The organism is Levilactobacillus cerevisiae, assembly GCF_003946245.1.
Lineage (GTDB): Bacteria > Bacillota > Bacilli > Lactobacillales > Lactobacillaceae > Levilactobacillus > Levilactobacillus cerevisiae.
This window is the reverse complement of the sequence record NZ_RHNN01000020.1, coordinates 40,327-58,719: the sequence shown is the minus strand read 5'-3', so window position 1 is coordinate 58,719 and position 18,393 is coordinate 40,327. Positions and strand designations below refer to the sequence as shown.

Sequence of the window (18,393 nt, the reverse complement as noted above, 5' to 3'; positions counted from 1 at the left end):
GTGAGCTACTTAAAATCTGATAGCGGATACGTGACCACGTGCTTGTACGGATGGGTCTTGAACGCAACCTTGCCGCTCCGATAAATCGTGGTGGTCGCTGAGCCATCGCTGCCCTCAGTCTTCACCGCAGTTAGCTTAGGACTTTTGCTTGAGAAGAAACTGACCCGTGTTGGCACACCTTCCGCAAATTCATGCCAGACGCTAAAGTGAGTCCGGAGCTTCTTGGGCTTCGTCACCGTCTTCCACGGCTTGCGCCAGTACTCGTAAAATTTCACCTTAGTGGCATGCCCATTACTAAAGTAAATCTTAGTTGGCCGGTTATCCATCCCCATGACTAGAACCTTGCTGACCTGGTACTGACTTTTGACGACGTAAGCGCGCTGTTGCAGGGAGAGACTGTCGTTGATCCCCACGCGATTATGCGTCGACTTTTTGCTTTGCACGTGCTTTCTCATCGTTTGACCAGGCTGTACCGTCAAAAATTGACTACCAGGATCCCGGTAGTAGCCGGCAATCAAGGTCTTTGGTGACTTAGCCACCCAGCCCAACTTTCTCCCTTTGGCCGTTTCCAAATAAACGTAGTGCGCGCCGTTACTGCGCTTAACCTCTTCTTTGGTGGCATACAACTGTTGCATGGCTAAGCGGTCAAAACCGCGCATCACGTAGGCGTAGTGCATGGTCGCAACGGGTGCGTTCCACAGTCGATGACTCCAGGTATTCCCAACGTAGTACGGCTTGCGATGCTTATACGTCCAAGCTTTCTTAATTGGGTGATACCGTTTGAGGTCGGTGGACTTGACGTAACCATTTTCGGCAAATTCCATGTAGTCCTTTGACATATCTGGCAACGAAGGATGATCAAAACCATACGCCCCATAACTGTAATTGACCATGTGGTAATAAATACCCTTAGTGGTAGTGTACTTTTCAATCGGACCAAACGTCAACGTCTTAGCAGTCGCATAACTTGAATAGACCCCTGACTTAGTTCCAAACTCTTTCAGACTCCGGTAAAACTTGACGTGCTTGTTAGCCATCTTGTAGGAAATATCTGGGTTAGCCTTTTCTGTCGAAATAATTCTACCTACTGGCGATTTCGTAGAGCTGCTATTGGCACTGGCCACGGCTGATTTCGACTGGCCAGTAGCCGAGCAACCCGCCATGGTTATCCCCACAAGTCCCAGCAAAAACAAACGTGATTTTTTCATATGTACTGACACCTTCCCTGTCTTACAAAATCACAAAAGATAATCAGCCAGATTGACCGATTATCTGTTGCGCGTTTCCTTTTCATTTCTCAATTAAGTTGCCACTTACTCCTCCAAGAGTGAGCTACTTATAATCATTGATACTGTACGTAATATTGTGTTCAATCACCTCTGTATGAAATTTCACGTGTCCGTCGCGATAGATTAAGATATGGACATATCCATCATTAGCCACAGTACTTACCTTAACTAGTTTCTTACTTTTCATGGTATAAAACTTACTACGAATGGCATCAACATTCATATAATCATCTCCGTGTTGTGCCCAGTAAACTGTTCGCAACTTTTTCTTATTCGTTGTCACCTTCCATGGCTTGCGACGATAAGTATAGGTCTTCACTTTTGTGGCAAGACCATTCCGGAAGTAAATCTTAGTCGGCCGATTATCCATGCTGATAATTAGAATCCGTGCAATCTGATGATGCTTGTTTCTAACAATGTACACCCGTTGACGTAAGGAAAGGCTATCGTTCACGCCAACCCGATTACCAGTAGACTTCTTACTTTGAATTCGGGTCACCATTTTCTCGTGCTTCTTCAGCTTCAATAACTGTTTCCCCGGATCACGGTACTTACCAGCAATCAACGTGTGCCGGGCCTTATAAACCCATCCCAGCTGACGCCCCTTAGCGGTTTCAAGGTAGACGTAGTGTTTGCCTTTACTGGTAATTAATTCTTTGGTTGCATACAGTTGTTGCGTTGTTAACCGGTCAAAAACGTGGGTAATATACGTAAAAGGTGCCGTATATGCCGGCCGATTCCAAATACGGTGGCTGTTAGGATCGGCGACATAATAGGCTTTCTTTTTGGCATAGGCCCATTCAGACTTAATCAATGATACCCGTTTCAAGTCGGTAGTCTTAACGTAGCCTAGCCCTTCTGGTTTACCTTTCCCTTCAAAACCACTCGTTTCATTCACAGTATACTTAACAACGTGATAATAAATACCCTTCGTCGCGGTAACCACCTTGGTAATTCCAAACGTTTCGCCCTTCTCTTCAAAATAGTCAGAGAACACCCCATCTTTAGCACCAATTTCCTTCAGGCTCCGGTAAAATTTAACGTGCTTGTTAGCCATTTTGTAAGGAATATTCGGATCAGCCTTCTCAGTTGAAAAGACTTCACCCACAAATAACGGTTTTGACTGACTGCTACTTGCCTGGCTACTGGCCGTGCTCTCCTTCTGGCTAGTCGAACTGGTACTGGCCGCAGCTGGTTTAGACTGTTTAATAGTCGAACAACCTGCCATGGTTAGTCCCACGACTACCAGCAGAAGTAAACGCGATTTTCTCATGTGCAATTACACCTTCCCTCTTTGCAAAATCATGAAAGATAATCAGATATTGTGACTGATTATCTTTTGCGCGTTTCCTTTTCATTTCTCAATTAAGCTACCACTTATTCCTCCAAGAGTGGGCTACTTAAAGTTAAACTGCGATAACGGGTAAGACATGATGTGCTTGTATTTGTGCGTATTGAACGTCACTCGTCCGCTACGGTAAACAGTCGTCGTTGCCATGCCGTCATAACCATAAGTAATCACGGTCACTAACTTTGGACTCTTCATTGAATGGAAGTTAACCCGAGCCTGATCGGTTTCCAGAAAAACATGCGCAGCTTGATAATGTGTTCGTAACTTCTTGGGGCTAGTAATCGTTTGCCAAGGCTTACGCCGGTACGTATACACAGTCAGCTTCGTTGCTTGTCCTTTATGGAAGTTAACCTTAGAAATCCGGTTATCCATTCCGGTCACTAGGACCTTAGCGATGTGATGCTGCTTATCGCGTGAAATGTAAGCCCGCTGCGGCATTGATAGGCTTTCGTTGGTTGTTACCCGATTACCGGTGGAGCGATGACTTTGGACCTTTTTCTTCATCGTCTCATGTTTCTTAGGTGCGAGGAACTGTTTGCCCGGATCACGGTATTTTCCCGCTATTACGGTCTTAGGTGTTTTGAACGTCCATCCCAGCTTTTGACCATTCGCACGTTCTAGGAAAACATAATGCGCGCCGTTGTACCTAGTAATTTCCTTGGTCGCATACAGTTGTTCGGCTGCCAGTCGATCAAAAACACCCGAAATATAAGTGTAGTGGACTGTATTAGGTGGTTTATTCCAAATTCTATGGATGTCCGGGTCCGCGACATAAACTGGTCGCTTATGCTTATAAGTCTTGATGTTATGCATGGTCTTGATTTGCTTGACATCACTCGCCTTCACGTAACCAATATCAGTGAAATCCGAATAATTAGCCATCGTCTCAGGTCCATGAACCCCTTCAAAATCACCGGTCTCATAGGTTACCATGTGATAAAAGGTTCCCTTGGTTGTCACGTACTTATTCGTTGCGCCAAAAGTCTCATATCGCTCGGTCGCATAGTAGGCAGATTCTCCAGACTTTTTCCCAAATTCTTTTAAACTGCGATAGAAGATAACCTTCTTATTTGTCATCTTATATGCAACATCAATATTCGGTGTCGTGCTCTGCTTAATTTGGCCAACCTGAGCATTCGTGGCAGGAACCATACTAGCCCACGCGCGTTCTTTTAAGGTTGCTTCCTGAGTACAACCGGCAGCCAACAGGCTAACAAGGACAACTAAACCCATTTTGATTTTCATTTCTTTTTCTCACCTCTTGTCCCACATCTTATTAGAATTAGCTCTCCAGTTTCTGTGCCTAATTTAACCGGAGCTTTTGCGGCATTATCTGTGGTGGTTGCCGGATAAGTGATCGTGAATCGCAGACTAATGCTGAAAAAATCTGTCTCCCACCAAACGACCGCGGTTTAGCGACCAAACTTGTCCATTTCTTTTACCTGGACATTATTCGTGGTAGCTAATACTTTACTGTCTGACTGCATGGGTCGGTCCTCTACTATTTCCTAAAGTCTCTTTATTAAAGAGCCACATTTAGCCCTAATCATAAAAATAGTAGCTGAACAAGCTTGCATAAACCAGTCTCACAGTTTAACTATCCTGAGGTGCAGTCTTGATTGTTCTAAAATTCACATGTCATTGCATGGTTCCACGTGAATCACCACTATCACCGGTAACCAGCTATTTGGGATAACTGGCTAGCTATTCAGCGCTATTCAAAAAAGCAATTTAATCTATTTCTTATAGTGCGCCTCCCTTAAACTAAAAGCAAGCTTAAATGTCAAAAGCATTTCAAAAGTTGACTATTCAATTATCAAAGGGACTTAGTGTCAATAAATTAACTGCACAAATATTATTTCACATCATCTAGTGGAGCTCATTTACTCTGGTTGGTTTGCCGTTGTATTTCTATCATTTCAAGCAACCCAAAAAGAGCAATCGCATTTTCCAACTGCTCTCCAACTTACCTATCCTTTTCAGGTACCCTACTCTGGCAACTGCACAATATACGGTCCCAACCGCGGCACGTCCACAATCTCCACCTGAGTTGCAAAGGTTTGGGCCAGCAAGTCGGCATCCCGCAACTGGTCAGGCGTTCCCGTTGTCACCAGCCGACCTTCCTGCAACAGCCACAGCCAATCGCTCACCCGGAAGGCCTGATTGATATCGTGGAGCACCTGAATCACGGTCAGTCCCTTTGCCGCCAACCGGCGCATCTGGGTCATCAACTGCTGCTGATAACGAACATCCAGGTACGTCGTGGGTTCATCCAGCAGGAGCACGCTCGGTTCCTGAGCCAACGCTGCCGCCAACCAGGCGCGTTGCTGTTGGCCACCCGACAGTTCTTGGATCATCTGATCTGCCAAGCTTGTCAGTCCCGCCGCCGTGACGTACGGGGTAACCTCCGCCGCCGGTACCGCTTGAAGCAAGCCGTGGTACGGCAGCCGGCCCGTCGCCACCACCTCGCGCACCGTCATTTCGTCGTACAACTGGTGATGTTGCGTCACCATGGCAATTTGCTGAGCGAATTCTTTTGGGGCGAACTGTTCCAATGGGTGGTCATTTAATAAAATCTGCCCTGTTTGGGGTGCTAACTGGCGTGCCAACAACTTGAGCAGCGTCGACTTGCCCGCACCGTTGGGGCCAATGATGGTGGTCACCTTTCCGGGTGGGAAAATGCCCGTTAAATCGGTTAAACCCTGGGTTTGGCGGGGATAATGATAGCTAACGCGTTGACATTCCATGAAAACCTCGCCCCCGTTGTAAGAGAATAATGACAAATGGTCCACCGATAACGGCCATCATGGTCGCCGCAGAAATCTCGCTAGGCACGATTACGGTGCGCCCCAGCGTATCGGCCGCCAGCATCAGCCAGGCCCCGGCCAGCATCGAAAATGGCAGGACCGTTTGATAATCGTGACCCACTAGGCGCCGGGCAATATTGGGGATGACGATCCCAACAAATGGAATCGCGCCAACGACCGCCGTCACACTGACCGCCAGATACATCCCCAGCAACAGGAGACTCCAGCGGATCACGCTCACGGGCACCCCGACGTTCTGTAAGGCACTGTCGGTCAATTTAAGGTAATTGGCCCAGGGCGCAATCACTAACGCCACAGCCAGCCCCAGGACGCCCAGAATCAGGAGTGTCGTGGTATCTCCCCAAGTCAGGCCGTTGAAGGTGCTGTGACTGATGGTGGTCGCCCCGCTACTCAACAATTGTTGCAGGCCGACGAACGTCGCATCCAGGGCGACCCCGACGATGATTAAGCGGTAAGGGTTGGCTAAGGCCCGGCCACTGGTCAGAATCGCCAGTGCCACCAAACCACCTACCATGGCCATCACCCAGTTACGCCCGGGGAGCCACGGCAGTAGCATTGCTCCACCTAATTTGAAAAAGTCTGCCGCCGCACTGATCCCCAAGATACTCGGATCGGCAATCGGATTCCGGAAGACGGCCTGAAAGAGCGCACCGGCCACCGCGAGACTCCCGCCGCAGATCAGACTACTCAGAATCCGAGGAATCCGCAGGGAAAAGACGGTTACAAAGGCTTGGCTGTTAGGTTGACCAAGCGCATGAAGCACTTGCGCGGGGCCAATCCAGACGGTTCCCGCCATTAACGCAAGCAAGACGGTGAGCACCACCAACACCAGCACGCCACCGTACCACCAATTTGCGTGGGTCGTCATGCGGCCGCCCCCTTCGGATACAGCCACTGACTGACCTGGTTTAACGCGGTCACGACTCGCATATTAGCGGTCGCATCGAACGTTGGCTCCTGCAAATCGTAGACGCGGTGATGCTTGACCGCCGACGTCCGGGCCCACATCGCGTTATCTTTGAACTCTTGGTCAAATTGCTTGGTGACCATGGCCGGCATCGCGTGCTCAAGCCGTAAAATCACCTGCGGATCGGCCTTTTGAATCGCCTCGTCGTTGGGCGCCTGGTATTCCTGGTCCTTGCTGGTGAAGACGTTCGCGCCCCCTGCCAGTCGGACCAAGTCACCCACGTAGGCGTGGTTCGTCGCCACCATGTAACTGGCTCCCGGCAGGCCCATCAAGACCAATACGCGGGGTGCCTGGTGGCCGCGTGCCCGCCGCGTCGCCCGTTGTTTTGCCTGATTAATCAAGTTGTTCTGTTTTGCCGCCGCTGACTGACGGTCATAGCGCCGTCCCAGCTGGGTCAAGGTCTTTTGCAAATGATGCACACTGCTCAAATTTAGAAAATGTGGCGCGACGTGTTGGGCCTTGAACGCCTTGCCAAATTGGTCGTCCAGCGTGGTCACGGAATAGACCGCCGTCGGTTTCAGCGCCGTAATTTTTTCCACGCTGGGATTCATTGGACTCCCGACCTTGGCAACCTGGCGATACTGCTTGGGCAAGGTGTTGGCGGTCGTGGGCACGCCGACTAACGGTAAATTTAGTTTGTCGGCGATCTGGACAATGGCGTAGGTCGTCGCGACGATGCGTGGCTGACTCTGGCGTTGCCGCTGGGTTTGCCAAGCTATGCCTCCGCCGGCCAAACCCAGGACCACCAAAACGGCGAGCGTGATCAGCCCCATTTTTCTAGGATTTTTCATCAACTCTCACCTTCCTAATGTCGTCCCCGGCCAACGTACCACAAGCCGCCACCGCCAACCAGCACGATGATGGCCACAATCCCGCCAATCAAGCCGCCCCAGTGGGTCTTTTGCGCGGGTACTTCGTCAGCCGTGGTGCCCGATTGTTGGGCGTTGCTGACCGATTGACTGGCCGTGGAACTGCTAGCACGACTGCTGCTGGACTTGCTGGCTTTGGCCTTGGCCGAACTTTTCGCTCGTGATTGCGCCTGAGCCTTAGCGGAACTGCTGGTCTTGGCGGCCGCTGCCGATGTCGCCGCCTTAGAACTACTACTGCTGCTGGCGCGACTACTGGAGGTGGCTTTGGCCGTCGTGGTCGGGGTCTTACTCCCGAGTGACGGTAAATTGTTCGTCTTAAATTTAAACGTGATCAGGTGCTTGGCCTTGTAGACCTTGGGCACATCGATCGACAGCTTGGCGGTCACGTCCCGTTTCAAATCCGTGGTGGTGAACGCGTAGTACAGGTGGGAATTGCCCGCGGCATCCTTTTCCTTGCGGACGTTCGCTGGCGCTTGCCCATCAATCGAGAGCACCGTGACCGGCCAGTCGGTCAATTTCTTAGCCGTCTTAATGTCCATCGTGACCACGTAGGCGTGATTCTTGACGGTCACCGCAGCCGGATGGACGAAATAACCGCTGGCCATGGAGGTCTGATTGGTATTGTACTTCAGCGCGGAAAACTCCAGGGATTGGGCGTGCGCTGCTGTCGGCATCAACCAAAACGCCGTCAGTACTAAGAGGCTGAGTAGCCAACGTTTACGAAAGTTACGCATCGCGTCGACCTCCCCACCAGATGAGCAGACTGAGGCCTAACCCGATGATCCCAAGAACTGACCAGTTGCTGCTCGTCTCGCCGGTTGGTGGTAAAGTTGTTTGGTGGCGTTGCGACTCGCTATTGGCGCTCGCAGGTGTCGCCGCGGCTGCGGTGTTGGTCTTCTTGGGTAAAGCGGCCACGTTCGCCGCACTCGCCTGGTCGGCCGCCCCACTCCGCGCAAAGCGGAACCGAATCGGGAACGTCTGGCTGATGGCCATTGCGGGCACCGTCACGTGAATCTTTCCCGGAATAAGCTTCTTCGTGAGATCACTGCGCTTCGCCACGGTAAAGGTATAGCTCATGGTATAATCGCTGCCGCTTTTGCCGTAGGTCACGTTTTGCGGTTTGACCCCGTCGATGCTTTCGGGAACGACGGCCTTACTGCCCAGTTTGAGGGACTTCGCGTATTTCACGTTTAACTTGACCAGATAGCCGTTACCCTTGGGCGTCACGGTTGCCACGTCCGTGTAGTACTGGTTGGCCTCCGACTTGGTCATCTTGCTGCCCTGGAGGACCTGGTAACGCCAGTATTCAGTTGTGCCACTGGTTTTCGCAGCGGTGGACGTTTTGGTGCTGGTCGTTTTGGCGCTGGATTTAGCAGCCGTCGTCTTGGGAATCTTCAGACTGCTGCTCGAACTACTGGCGGCCGCTTGGGTCACTTTTTCGGCCTGCGCCAACAGGTCCGCGGTGGTCAGGCTACTGCTAACCTGCTTGGCTTGGGCAAAATCAAGTGTCAGCCGTGCCGTTTCGTTCATGGAACCCAATGGCGTGGTCAATTTGAAGGTGGTGGTCAGCGGACTGGTCTGCGCCGTCAAATTAAACTGATAGATTGCCTGCTTATTGGCGGTCTTCACCAGGGTCACCGTTTGACCAGCGACCTTCATGGATTTAATGTACTGTTCGCCGTTCGAGGTGATCAGCACCGTCACCTGGTCGTCCTTCACGCGAATGACCGCGGTGTTGCCAAAGAATTGATTGGCCGTGGACGTGGCAGTACTGTCCGCCTTAATGATCTTCATCGGCACCTGGTACAGACCATCGCTTAAAGTTGCCGCGTGACTCAAGGTTGTTTGCCCCCAACTAAAAGCGACCAGCCCAACGATTAGGCAGCTCACGAAGCGGAAAAATTGCTGTAGGTGTTTCATGATGCGCTCCCCCGTTTCTTATTTTTAGATATTATCAAAAAAATCACCACCGAAACCGGTAGTGATTTTGCCACTTACTTAACAATCACGGTCTTGGTTACGGTCTTGTAACCCGCTTTGTTGGCGGTGACGGTTAATTTCCAGCTCTTCTTAACGGCCTTCTTCAGTTTCACCGTGTAAGCCTTCTTCTTGGTGGTCACTTTGCCCAGCGTGGTCTTGTTGTGCTTAACGGTGACCTTGGCGCCCTTGGTGGTCGTCCCACTGAGTTTCTTGGCTTGGGCCTTAACTTGCTTGGTGGTCAGCGCAACCTTCTTTTGAGCCTTGCTGGTTGCCTTCAAGCTCGCCGTGTTAAATTTCAACGTCGCAGATTCCTGCATGGTGACCGTTTGGCCATTCACTGGAACGGCTAGGCTAAAGCCAATCGTTTGGTCCTTGGTCAGATCAACGTTGCTAAACGTGTATGTATTGCCAGTAGCGACTTGCTTTACGGTTGCGGTCTTGCCACCCAGGGTCAGTGCCTTGATGAACATATTGCCGTTCTTGGTGCCCGTGATGGTTACCGTGGCCTTCTTATTGTTCACGCTAACAGCCGCCGTGTTGCTTAAGTAATTTGACGCTTCGGAAATCGTGGTGGTGCCCGTCTGGTACATGCTAAAGGCGATGCTGTACTTACCATTTGCCAACTTAGCTGCGTTCAACGTCGCCGCTTGCGCACTCGTGGCCGGTGCGGTCACCTGGTTCAAGGTTATGCCAGCACCCGCACTGGTCAACAAAAGTAACGCACTCATAACGGTTAAAGATTTTTTCATAAAAAATACCCTCCCAAAACAAAGTATGATGTTTATGAATCCGTTTTCATAGTAGCACGATTATTAGTTGAGTACCACAATTTTGTAGCCAATTAAACTGTCATTCGACTTATACACTGATAGGCAAACGGCTTTTAAAGCTTCGTTGATGGGACGCTACCGCCCTGACCACGCCGCTACGCTAACCCCATAAGCAAAAGGGTTTGTGACCGCTCTGGCAACAAAATTCTACAATTTTGTGCACCCCCGTTTCCCAGTTATCCTAACTATCTCCCGGCTTAATTAGTAACAACTTTCGCGATGTGTGTCGAAAATGCGTATACGTTTGAGGTCTCTTGGCCGGCACCAGTTGCCACAATGTAAATTTGGGCACAAAAAAAGGTTGCGACAGCCGTCACAGCCTCCACTCACAATTAAATTTGCTCGCTACCCGATATGGTTTTCATGTAAAATCGCAGCGACTTCCTGATCCATCTCCGGCGTGCGTCGCCATTCTTGAAATTCAGTGAAGTCCTCAGCGGGCATGTCGTAGTTTTCGTTCACGTAGTCCTCATAAGTCTGGACGTGAGGCGTATGGGCAATGTTCAACTGTAGGATCCGCACCTGTTTGATCAGTTTGCGTTCAACAGCCAATTCGGCCCGCCCATTTTGCACCATGTTACTAATTTCCATGTATTTACTGCCGTCGAGACGGGTAATCTCCTCAATCAGCGTAAATGTTTCATGACTTTTCACTTTTGATCGCCTCCACACAATACGTCCATTATACCGTGATTTTGGGCAAAACAAAACCACTACCAGGGAATGGCAGTGGTCGGCATAAGAGAGAAAGAGAATTGATTAGAAGGTAATTATTAATACCTTACGAGATATAATATACCGGATTTTGTAAGCGCTGTCAATAGCTTTCAGAAAATAGTTGGCGATTTTCACTATTTTTTTGGGGTATCAGTATGGGGGCTTATCACTTATCCCCTAGAGCTACCTGGGATTGCTCCCGCTTAGGCAGCTTGAGGATTATTTGAAAAATTATTTTACGATTCGTTTGGTCAGCCAGTCATCTAAGACAAGCGACTCACTTTTCGCCAGCCTTCCATTAACCCAACCAGCAACAGAGATCCCCCGCCTCCAAATAAGATTAAACCAGTCAGTAATGGGTGCCCGTAAAATTGGCCGATTGCTTCCGTGATGCGGTAGAAGTGGATGTGGGCGATTCCCACGTTGATGAGACTAAAGTCATTGGCCTCGGCTATCCAGAACCCAACCGCAATAAACAAGGCCATCATTCCGGCAATGATGAGGATACTGATTGCTGCTTCGATTGCAACGCGCTTTTTGGTTGTTTGTGTCATGTTGACTCACCCCCTTATTTTTCCTTGAATTATAGGCCGGCTTTGGTGGGTGGCTGATGATTACATACCGGTTTGGCCGTTGACTGAACTTTTGGGGTTGTGCGGTCTGGAATGGGCTTCTGGGGTAACTGGTTTTGATGAACAACACGTACAAACCCAGGGCGCCTATCTTGCTTTAACCCGTTTGACTGATTCTACACGGATAGTATCCTCGGTCCTGGCGGCCTCCGAAACGTGCTACGCGAGCCAGACTCCTCCGCTTAACCCGGCTAAGAAAATATCCCAGGATCAGGGTAGTCGCTTTATTCACAGACTTGTTTGAACCGTTAAGCTAGCTCTACACGGATAGTATCCGCGGTCCTGGCGGCCTCTGAAACGTGCTACGCGGGGCAACTGGTTCCGCTTAACAACGCTAAGCAAAGGCCCCAAGCCCGGGGGCCTTCACTTAGCGCCGTTAATGCTCGCCAGTTGGGCGCCCCGCTCCGCACTCTACACAAAAAGAGGTCAAGAATTTCTTCTTGGCCCCGCCATTTAGTCTTCACCAAATGAGAGATAAACCTTTAATCGATTCATTGGGAAATCAAATAAAGGGGTAAATAAATGGTAACTTAAAGATACCACGATAAATAAGAAAAATCTATCTGTTTTCTTACTATTTTCTAATTTATTTCACACTTGTTGTTTTATTCGGGTCATGTAAGACCGTTTCTGGATGGACGATGCTGCTTGGATTCTGCATCACTTCAACCACTGAATGTCCGGAAACATTAACTAAGCAGGCCAGTACAAAGACCAGTGCCACACCAAAGGTTAAGAGCCGGTTGCCCCAGCTCATCTTTTCGCTGATCACTGAACCGTAGAAGTCCTTTTTGACTTCGGCCGCCACGTTTTTATCATTTGGCGCCGCTGCTTGGCGTTCTTCCGTGACCTGCTTCTGGTAAGCGTCGATGTCAAATGACTTTTGGTTGGTCTTCATTTGGCGCTGGAAGTGCTTCTTTTCTTTCTTGGTTTGACCCTTGAACCACTTCGTGAACTCACGGTAGTGCTTCACAACATCATCGGTCAAACCAATTTCCTTCAACGTGCCATAGTGGATCCAGGCAACCCGGTCACACAAGATTTCAACCTGCTTCAAAGAGTGACTGACGAAGACGATGGTTTTTCCTTCGTCCTTGAATTCAGAAATCTTGTCCACACACTTTTGATAGAAGGTATCATCCCCGACGGACAACGCTTCATCAATGATTAAGATGTCGGGATTCACGTGCACGGCAATTGAAAAGCCCAACCGTGACTTCATCCCTGAAGAGTAGCTCTTAACGGGTTGATAAAGGAAGTCACCAATATCAGCAAACGCAACAATGTCGTCCATCAAGGCATCAATTTCAGGATTGGTCAGCCCTTGCATCAAGGCCTTCAACCGGATGTTTTCCAACCCAGTCAAGTTTCCCCGTAAGCCGGCGCCGATAGCGATGATTGAGGTATCTCCGTGGACGTCAACGGTCCCCGTGGTTTGTGGAATGATGCCCGAAATAATGTTGGAGAGCGTTGACTTACCGGAACCGTTAACCCCAATCAAGCCCAACGTTTCACCCGGTTTCACTTCAAGTGAGATACCCATTAAGGACCAGAAATGAGGCACAGAGGAATTGCTCAATGAAAAGAAAGACCGGAGCTTTTCAGCCTGGCTCTTGTAAAGATCATATTCCTTCGTCACATGTTGCACTTTAATTTTGTAAGAATTATCCATGAATTAAACTTCCTAACTCAGATTTTACGTTTCCTTATGCGGCCCGTAAACGTACCAGGCTTAGTCTGTAGTATTATACCAAATATTCTGCTCTTGTGGGTAATTTCTAGCCAGCCTTTAGCGATTCGTTAAAAAAGTTTTTAAATCTGAAATCAAGCGAGTGGAACGGCAGCGGTTAGCAGGCGAACTTTCAGGCTGAAGACGACAAAAGAGTCTGAGGTCTTGTATCACCCCAGGCTCTTTGCTTCAATCTAATCTAATGCTTTGGCGTCGACCCAATAATTCGTCTTATCACCACTGAATTTCAGTCGGTACCAGGTAGTTCCGTAAGCAGACTTGACGCCTTTGTAGTTTACGGTTACCTTGGTGCCCTTCTTACTCCCGCTCGGCCAATCGAAACTCTGCTGGTCGAAGTGGGTCTTCTTCACGTGGTTATAGAGATGATACTTACTGTATTTGGCGCTCAACTTCTTGGTGCCACTAGCCGCCGAGTAAACGACATAGTCGTACTGGGGACTGGCCGCAGCCTCCGTTGATGCAATCCAAACCTTTTGCTTCCCAACTTTGATTCGGTACCAAGTAGACTTGACACCATCTTGGGTCTTAACGGCCTGACTGTCCGCCGCGTATGACTTAGCGGTCAATTTCTTCAGGGCGCCCAATGACTTTGCCAGGTATGGTGAATTAAACACGTGATCGTAGTAGTTGCCACTCAACGCACTGTTCACCTTAACCGTCGCGGTTCCCTTGGTGTACTTAACCGTTGGCAAGGTTAACGCCTGACCGTAAACCCAGTACTTCTTCGCGGAACTCGAATTGCTAAAGCGAATCCGGTACCAGGTTGTCTTCTTGCCAGTCGTCGAAGATTTCTTGACACCCCGCATATCCAAATAAACCTGAACGTCCTGGCCGGCCTTAACCTTACTCCAAGCCGTTTTCGTCACTTTAGCGCGGGTCCCTTTGATGTGATTGTACAGGCGGTAGCTGGTGTATTTACTACTCAACCGGGCTGTCTGCGTACCACTGGCCCCAAAGTAAGTCGCAGCATCATAAACCACGGGCTTCGGATCGGCTGTGTCCGAGCTACTACTGCTCGAAGAACTCGAGGAGCTCGAGGAACTGGTCGTACTGCCGTCCAACAAGGAACTCAAACTGTACGTTTTGATGATCGAAATCAGACTAGTTCCATAGGTTGGTGACGTGGCGTAAGTCCCCGTAAGTGCATTGGCTGCATCGCTATACGAAGACGTATTTTCCCGCCAAGTCCCACTATAAACGGTGGGATTATAACTGGTCCCATTCCGCAACAGAGTGGCATTGTCGGTCATTGACGCCTTGGCGTTTGGGTATTTTCTAAAGTTGGCATTCGTGTAATAAAGCTGACCGTTACTGTCGTATTCGGCAGTCTGCATCGTGACGGATTGACCGTTGTAGCTCCCCTTGATGCCAAAGTAATTATTGGCAGTCGTAGTGAGCGTACTGGTCCCCCAAGCGCTCTCTAAAGCCGCCTGAGCCATCATCACGGACGGATACAGTTTATACTGATTCGCAACCGTGGTTACAGGACTTTTCATCGTTGAGATAAAGGTTTGTGGGTTCGTGGTCGCCGCATGACCCGTTCCCTTAGTAATGACGAGGCCGCCCAAGCCAACACCCATAACGAGTGTGGCTAGTAGCCATCCTTTTATTTGCTTCATTTTACCGTTTTCCCCCTTAAAATCGCTTCCAGGACAAGAATAACATAACTCGCCCAGGTGCAGAAAGAGAAATTTAAGAGAAAACGCGGTTGACACAAAGACTTAATCTAACTGACTTGCTGCAGCTTCATCCAAGATAACGGTCACGTTCGGATGAGTCTGCAAATAACTGGCAGGCACGTCGGGGGTCACTGGGCCTTGAATCATGGCAGCAACGGCAGCGGCCTTAGCCTCACCGTAAGCCACAATCAAGATTTGCTTGGCTTGTAAAATGGACCCGATTCCCATGGAGTAAGCGTAACGGGGAACGTCATCGGCGTGGTCGAAGAACCGTGCGTTGGCCTCGATGGTCGACTCCGTTAAAGCTACTTTGTGCGTGGTTGATTCGGGATCCGTGCCGGGCTCATTGAACCCAATGTGGCCGTTTTTCCCTAAGCCTAAGAGTTGTAAATCAATCGGGTTAGCCGCAATGATTGCGTCGTAATCCTGCGTTGCTTGTGCCGCATCCAAGTTCGAACCGTCGGGAACGTATGAGTGGGCAAATGGTTTTGCGTTAAATAAATGATCTTGCATGAAGTAGTGGTAGCTCTGTGGATGGTCAGCGTTCAAACCAACATATTCGTCCAGGTTGACCGACGTTAATTGACTGAAGTCCAAATCACTCGCCGCAAGTTGTTCATAGATGGTGACCGGAGTACTCCCAGTTGCTAAGCCTAAAACCTTAGCGCCATTCTGCAGTGCCTCTTCAAAGACGTGGAACCCCGCTTGGCCCCCCGCTTGCTTGTCACTGACAATTTGTACATTCATGTTCGTCAATTGTTTCATATCATTCAGTCTCCCTCTCTTAATGGTATAGTCCGATTATAAATGCTCTAGACCAATTTTGCAAGTCTTTCGCTCAGAATTTTCAAGAATTCCTGAAAAGCAGTGAAAATAAAAAGGACGACCGCCACCTTGGCTACCGTCCTACTTCCGCCGGTCACCCCGTCGGTTAGCGCTTAAATCGTTCTGTTGCTTGCGGAACTTTTCAAAGGTTGCATCCCGTTGTTTCTGATTCTTATGACTGTCAACGCGCTTCGTGTATTTCATGGTCTGCACCTCCATTCGTAATTGATGATTTTAAGACACTATACAACTAAAAGTAAGTTAACGCAAGGAAAACGCGTGGCCCAATTTTGCCCGAAAAAAAAGAGCCACCCAGTAGGCAGCTCCCAAAACGGATTATTCAACAGTGACACTCTTGGCCAAGTTCCGTGGCTTGTCCACATCCAGGCCCTTGTTCAGACTGGTGTAGTAAGCCAACAGTTGTGCTGGGACAACGCTCAGCAATGGCATCAACATTTCGTCAACGTCCGGTAAGATCAAGTCATCGCCATCAACGGCAAGGCTTTCCCGCACGATGGTCAACGTCTTGGCGCCCCGAGCCATGGTTTCTTGCAAATTGCTCCGGGTCAGGCCGGCCGTCTTGGCTTGCGTGATAAAGCCAATGACTGGTGTGCCGTCTTCGATCAAAGCAATGGTCCCATGCTTCAATTCACCAGACGCAAATCCTTCACATTGAATGTAGGAAATTTCCTTCAACTTCAGGGCAGCTTCCAGAGAAACGGCGTGGTCAAGTCCCCGGCCAATGTAGAAGGCCCGGTTCGTCTTCAACAGGTACTCGTTGGAAATCTTTTCCAGCTTGTCCTTTTCGTCGACGATGGCTTGCATCCCCGTCGCAACCAAGCCCAATTGTTGCCGGATGTTAAAGTTTTGGGCAATGATTTGGCCGGTCACTTCACCCAGCGCCTTGGCTAAGATGGCTTCCAAAGCAATTTGGGCCGTGTAAGCCTTGGTTGAGGCCACGGCAATTTCTGGACCCGCGTGCAACAACAACGTGTAGGTTGCTTCACGAGACAACGTGGAGTTCTGAACGTTGGTGATGGTCAAACTTGGGTAGCCAGCATCGTTGACGTTGACCAGCACTTCACGACTATCAGCCGTTTCACCAGATTGCGTCAGGAAGATAAAGAATGGTTTCTCTGACAGCATTGGTTGTTCGTAGGCAAATTCAGACGAAACGTGAACTTCCGTTGGAATGTGGGCCAAGTTTTCAAAGAGCCGCTTCCCAATCAAACCAGCATGGTAACTCGTTCCGGCACCCACAATGTACAGGCGGTCTGCGGCTTGCATGGCCTTCAACAGCTTGTCATCAATTTCAGGTTGACCGTGTTCTGACAGGTAAGTCTGTGCCAATTTCCGCATCACGTTAGGTTGTTCGTCGACTTCTTTCAGCATGTAGAATGGGTAAGTCCCCTTGTCAGCTTCGTCGGCGTTCATGTCAACGTGGAACGTCTTCCGTTCAACGGGATTGCCGTCGGCGTCTTGAATGGCCACCTTGTCTGGTGTGATGGTCACAACTTCACCATCCATCAGTTCCAAGAAGTCATGCGTTTCACGCAACATTGCCAGTGCATCGGAACAAACGACGTTAAAGCCATCGCCAACCCCAATCAGGAGTGGGCTCTTGTTCTTAGCAACAAATAACGTGTCAGGCTGTTCGCGGTCCATCATCAAGAAGGCGTAGGAGGAACCCTTTAACAGGCTCAACGTCTTGAGAAAGGCTTGCTTAGCGTCCAAGTTGTCTTCAACGGCAAACTTGTCGATCAGTTGCACAACCACTTCAGTATCCGTTTGACTCTTGAAAGGCACATCGCTCAGGTATTGGGCTTTGAGCTCTTGGAAATTGTCAATGACCCCGTTGTGGACCAGGTAGAACCGGTCGTCGTTGGAGAAATGAGGATGCGCGTTGTCCACGCTGACAACCCCATGGGTCGCCCAACGTGTATGCCCAATCCCAGTGGAGCCGTGAACATCGGGTGTAATCTTAGAACGCAATTGGGAAATCCGACCCTTGGTCTTAACCAAGTAGTCCTGTCCCTTTTGATCGTTCACGTAGATACCGGCTGAATCGTAACCCCGGTATTCCAATTTTTGTAAACCTTCAACTAAAATCTTAACGGCGTTGTCATTACCCGTAACACCAACAATTCCACACATAGTTTAATCTTCCTTTGCTCGACACCGGTTCCGGTTCGCCGGACGGGTCGGATAATTTTAAGTAGTCAATGAATCAGCTTTCTCAGAAATTGGTATAGACTGAAACTCCATGAAAACCATTCCTGAATGACTATACTTTACAGCGTTCTGTCAGGGTTGTCAATCAGAAAAGTCTAAACCGGTATATCAAAATTTTTATACCCGCAAAACCCTAAATTAAGCGGCATGTTGCCCGGTCTAACAAAAGCAAACGGGGCAATCCCCACACTAGCTCAGGTTCTACACAGAAAGGACTGCTATTCCCAAAGCAATATTCGACAAAAAACAGGATTGGTGGCTCATCTATGGAGTCCTCAATCCTGTTCCAAAATCAATTTAAAATTGTTGCAGTCGTCCTGACACCACTGTGATACAAGCGGCTAGCTGTGTCACGATTTAACGCGATGTCAGCCGTGAGGTCGGTGGAAATAAGCTCAGCCGTGGGAGTTCCCTTAGTAGCGACCTATGCTGCTTAGGGAACTG

At 49.4% G+C, this 18,393-nt stretch carries 16 protein-coding genes; all 16 read right to left on the bottom strand.

The genetic code is table 11. From position 1 onward, the window contains the following. Window positions 1-5: 5 nt before the first annotated feature. The 16 genes from EKM99_RS10435 to glmS all read right to left on the bottom strand — a co-directional run bounded on the left by EKM99_RS10435 (window position 6) and on the right by glmS (window position 17,871). A complete protein-coding gene (locus EKM99_RS10435) occupies window positions 6-1,208 on the bottom strand; it encodes a hypothetical protein (protein WP_125583364.1) in 1,203 nt (400 codons plus the stop codon). 124 nt (window positions 1,209-1,332) lie between these two features. Beyond that, a complete protein-coding gene (locus EKM99_RS10430) occupies window positions 1,333-2,562 on the bottom strand; it encodes a hypothetical protein (RefSeq protein ID WP_125583363.1) in 1,230 nt (409 codons plus the stop codon). 123 nt (window positions 2,563-2,685) lie between these two features. Continuing rightward, window positions 2,686-3,885, bottom strand: a complete 1,200-nt coding sequence (locus EKM99_RS10425) for a hypothetical protein (RefSeq protein WP_125583362.1) — start codon at window positions 3,883-3,885, stop codon at window positions 2,686-2,688. A gap of 743 nt (window positions 3,886-4,628) precedes the next feature. Continuing rightward, complete coding sequence (locus tag EKM99_RS10420) at window positions 4,629-5,387, bottom strand: ABC transporter ATP-binding protein (RefSeq protein ID WP_125583361.1); 759 nt, start codon at window positions 5,385-5,387, stop codon at window positions 4,629-4,631. Continuing rightward, a complete protein-coding gene (locus EKM99_RS10415) occupies window positions 5,368-6,336 on the bottom strand; it encodes an iron ABC transporter permease (protein WP_125583360.1) in 969 nt (322 codons plus the stop codon). The genes EKM99_RS10420 and EKM99_RS10415 overlap by 20 nt, the downstream gene beginning before the upstream one ends. Continuing rightward, on the bottom strand, window positions 6,333-7,226 hold the full coding sequence (gene isdE / locus EKM99_RS10410) for a heme ABC transporter substrate-binding protein IsdE (protein ID WP_125583359.1): 894 nt from the start codon (window positions 7,224-7,226) through the stop codon (window positions 6,333-6,335). The genes EKM99_RS10415 and isdE overlap by 4 nt, the downstream gene beginning before the upstream one ends. A gap of 14 nt (window positions 7,227-7,240) precedes the next feature. Then, a complete protein-coding gene (locus EKM99_RS10405) occupies window positions 7,241-8,038 on the bottom strand; it encodes an NEAT domain-containing protein (RefSeq protein ID WP_125583358.1) in 798 nt (265 codons plus the stop codon). Next, a complete protein-coding gene (locus EKM99_RS10400; RefSeq protein WP_125583357.1) occupies window positions 8,031-9,224 on the bottom strand; it encodes an NEAT domain-containing protein in 1,194 nt (397 codons plus the stop codon). The genes EKM99_RS10405 and EKM99_RS10400 overlap by 8 nt, the downstream gene beginning before the upstream one ends. 74 nt (window positions 9,225-9,298) lie before the next feature. After that, window positions 9,299-10,033: an NEAT domain-containing protein gene (locus tag EKM99_RS10395; RefSeq protein ID WP_125583356.1), complete on the bottom strand. Its 735-nt coding sequence runs from the start codon at window positions 10,031-10,033 to the stop codon at window positions 9,299-9,301. A gap of 426 nt (window positions 10,034-10,459) precedes the next feature. Then, the gene (locus EKM99_RS10390) at window positions 10,460-10,768 is read right to left on the bottom strand and encodes a hypothetical protein (RefSeq protein WP_125583355.1); all 309 of its coding nucleotides are present in this window, start codon (window positions 10,766-10,768) and stop codon (window positions 10,460-10,462) included. Window positions 10,769-11,094: 326 nt separating this feature from the next. Further along, a complete protein-coding gene (locus tag EKM99_RS10385) occupies window positions 11,095-11,385 on the bottom strand; it encodes an LlsX family protein (RefSeq protein ID WP_125583354.1) in 291 nt (96 codons plus the stop codon). A 664-nt stretch (window positions 11,386-12,049) separates the two neighbouring features. After that, complete coding sequence (locus EKM99_RS10380) at window positions 12,050-13,135, bottom strand: ABC transporter ATP-binding protein (RefSeq protein ID WP_125583353.1); 1,086 nt, start codon at window positions 13,133-13,135, stop codon at window positions 12,050-12,052. A 251-nt stretch (window positions 13,136-13,386) separates the two neighbouring features. Then, entirely contained in the window at window positions 13,387-14,832 is a 1,446-nt protein-coding gene (locus EKM99_RS10375) for a glycoside hydrolase family 73 protein (RefSeq protein ID WP_125583352.1), read from the bottom strand. A gap of 102 nt (window positions 14,833-14,934) precedes the next feature. After that, entirely contained in the window at window positions 14,935-15,639 is a 705-nt protein-coding gene (locus EKM99_RS10370; protein ID WP_164511587.1) for a glucosamine-6-phosphate deaminase, read from the bottom strand. A gap of 159 nt (window positions 15,640-15,798) precedes the next feature. Further along, entirely contained in the window at window positions 15,799-15,921 is a 123-nt protein-coding gene (locus EKM99_RS16080; RefSeq protein ID WP_263853870.1) for a hypothetical protein, read from the bottom strand. 132 nt (window positions 15,922-16,053) lie between these two features. Next, a complete protein-coding gene (gene glmS / locus EKM99_RS10365; RefSeq protein WP_125583350.1) occupies window positions 16,054-17,871 on the bottom strand; it encodes a glutamine--fructose-6-phosphate transaminase (isomerizing) in 1,818 nt (605 codons plus the stop codon). Window positions 17,872-18,393: the final 522 nt, after the last annotated feature.

Bases quoted from the DNA above. Each gene is read 5' to 3' on its own strand.
- EKM99_RS10395 (WP_125583356.1), bottom strand. From the start codon at position 10,033: ATGAAAAAATCTTTAACCGTTATGAGTGCGTTACTTTTGTTGACCAGT.
- EKM99_RS10425 (WP_125583362.1), bottom strand. From the start codon at position 3,885: ATGAAAATCAAAATGGGTTTAGTTGTCCTTGTTAGCCTGTTGGCTGCC.
- EKM99_RS10430 (WP_125583363.1), bottom strand. From the start codon at position 2,562: ATGAGAAAATCGCGTTTACTTCTGCTGGTAGTCGTGGGACTAACCATG.
- EKM99_RS10435 (WP_125583364.1), bottom strand. From the start codon at position 1,208: ATGAAAAAATCACGTTTGTTTTTGCTGGGACTTGTGGGGATAACCATG.
- glmS (WP_125583350.1), bottom strand. From the start codon at position 17,871: ATGTGTGGAATTGTTGGTGTTACGGGTAATGACAACGCCGTTAAGATT.
- EKM99_RS10400 (WP_125583357.1), bottom strand. From the start codon at position 9,224: ATGAAACACCTACAGCAATTTTTCCGCTTCGTGAGCTGCCTAATCGTT.
- EKM99_RS10415 (WP_125583360.1), bottom strand. From the start codon at position 6,336: ATGACGACCCACGCAAATTGGTGGTACGGTGGCGTGCTGGTGTTGGTG.
- EKM99_RS10380 (WP_125583353.1), bottom strand. From the start codon at position 13,135: ATGGATAATTCTTACAAAATTAAAGTGCAACATGTGACGAAGGAATAT.
- EKM99_RS16080 (WP_263853870.1), bottom strand. From the start codon at position 15,921: ATGAAATACACGAAGCGCGTTGACAGTCATAAGAATCAGAAACAACGG.
- EKM99_RS10375 (WP_125583352.1), bottom strand. From the start codon at position 14,832: ATGAAGCAAATAAAAGGATGGCTACTAGCCACACTCGTTATGGGTGTT.
- EKM99_RS10405 (WP_125583358.1), bottom strand. From the start codon at position 8,038: ATGCGTAACTTTCGTAAACGTTGGCTACTCAGCCTCTTAGTACTGACG.
- isdE (WP_125583359.1), bottom strand. From the start codon at position 7,226: ATGAAAAATCCTAGAAAAATGGGGCTGATCACGCTCGCCGTTTTGGTG.
- EKM99_RS10420 (WP_125583361.1), bottom strand. From the start codon at position 5,387: ATGGAATGTCAACGCGTTAGCTATCATTATCCCCGCCAAACCCAGGGT.
- EKM99_RS10370 (WP_164511587.1), bottom strand. From the start codon at position 15,639: ATGAATGTACAAATTGTCAGTGACAAGCAAGCGGGGGGCCAAGCGGGG.
- EKM99_RS10385 (WP_125583354.1), bottom strand. From the start codon at position 11,385: ATGACACAAACAACCAAAAAGCGCGTTGCAATCGAAGCAGCAATCAGT.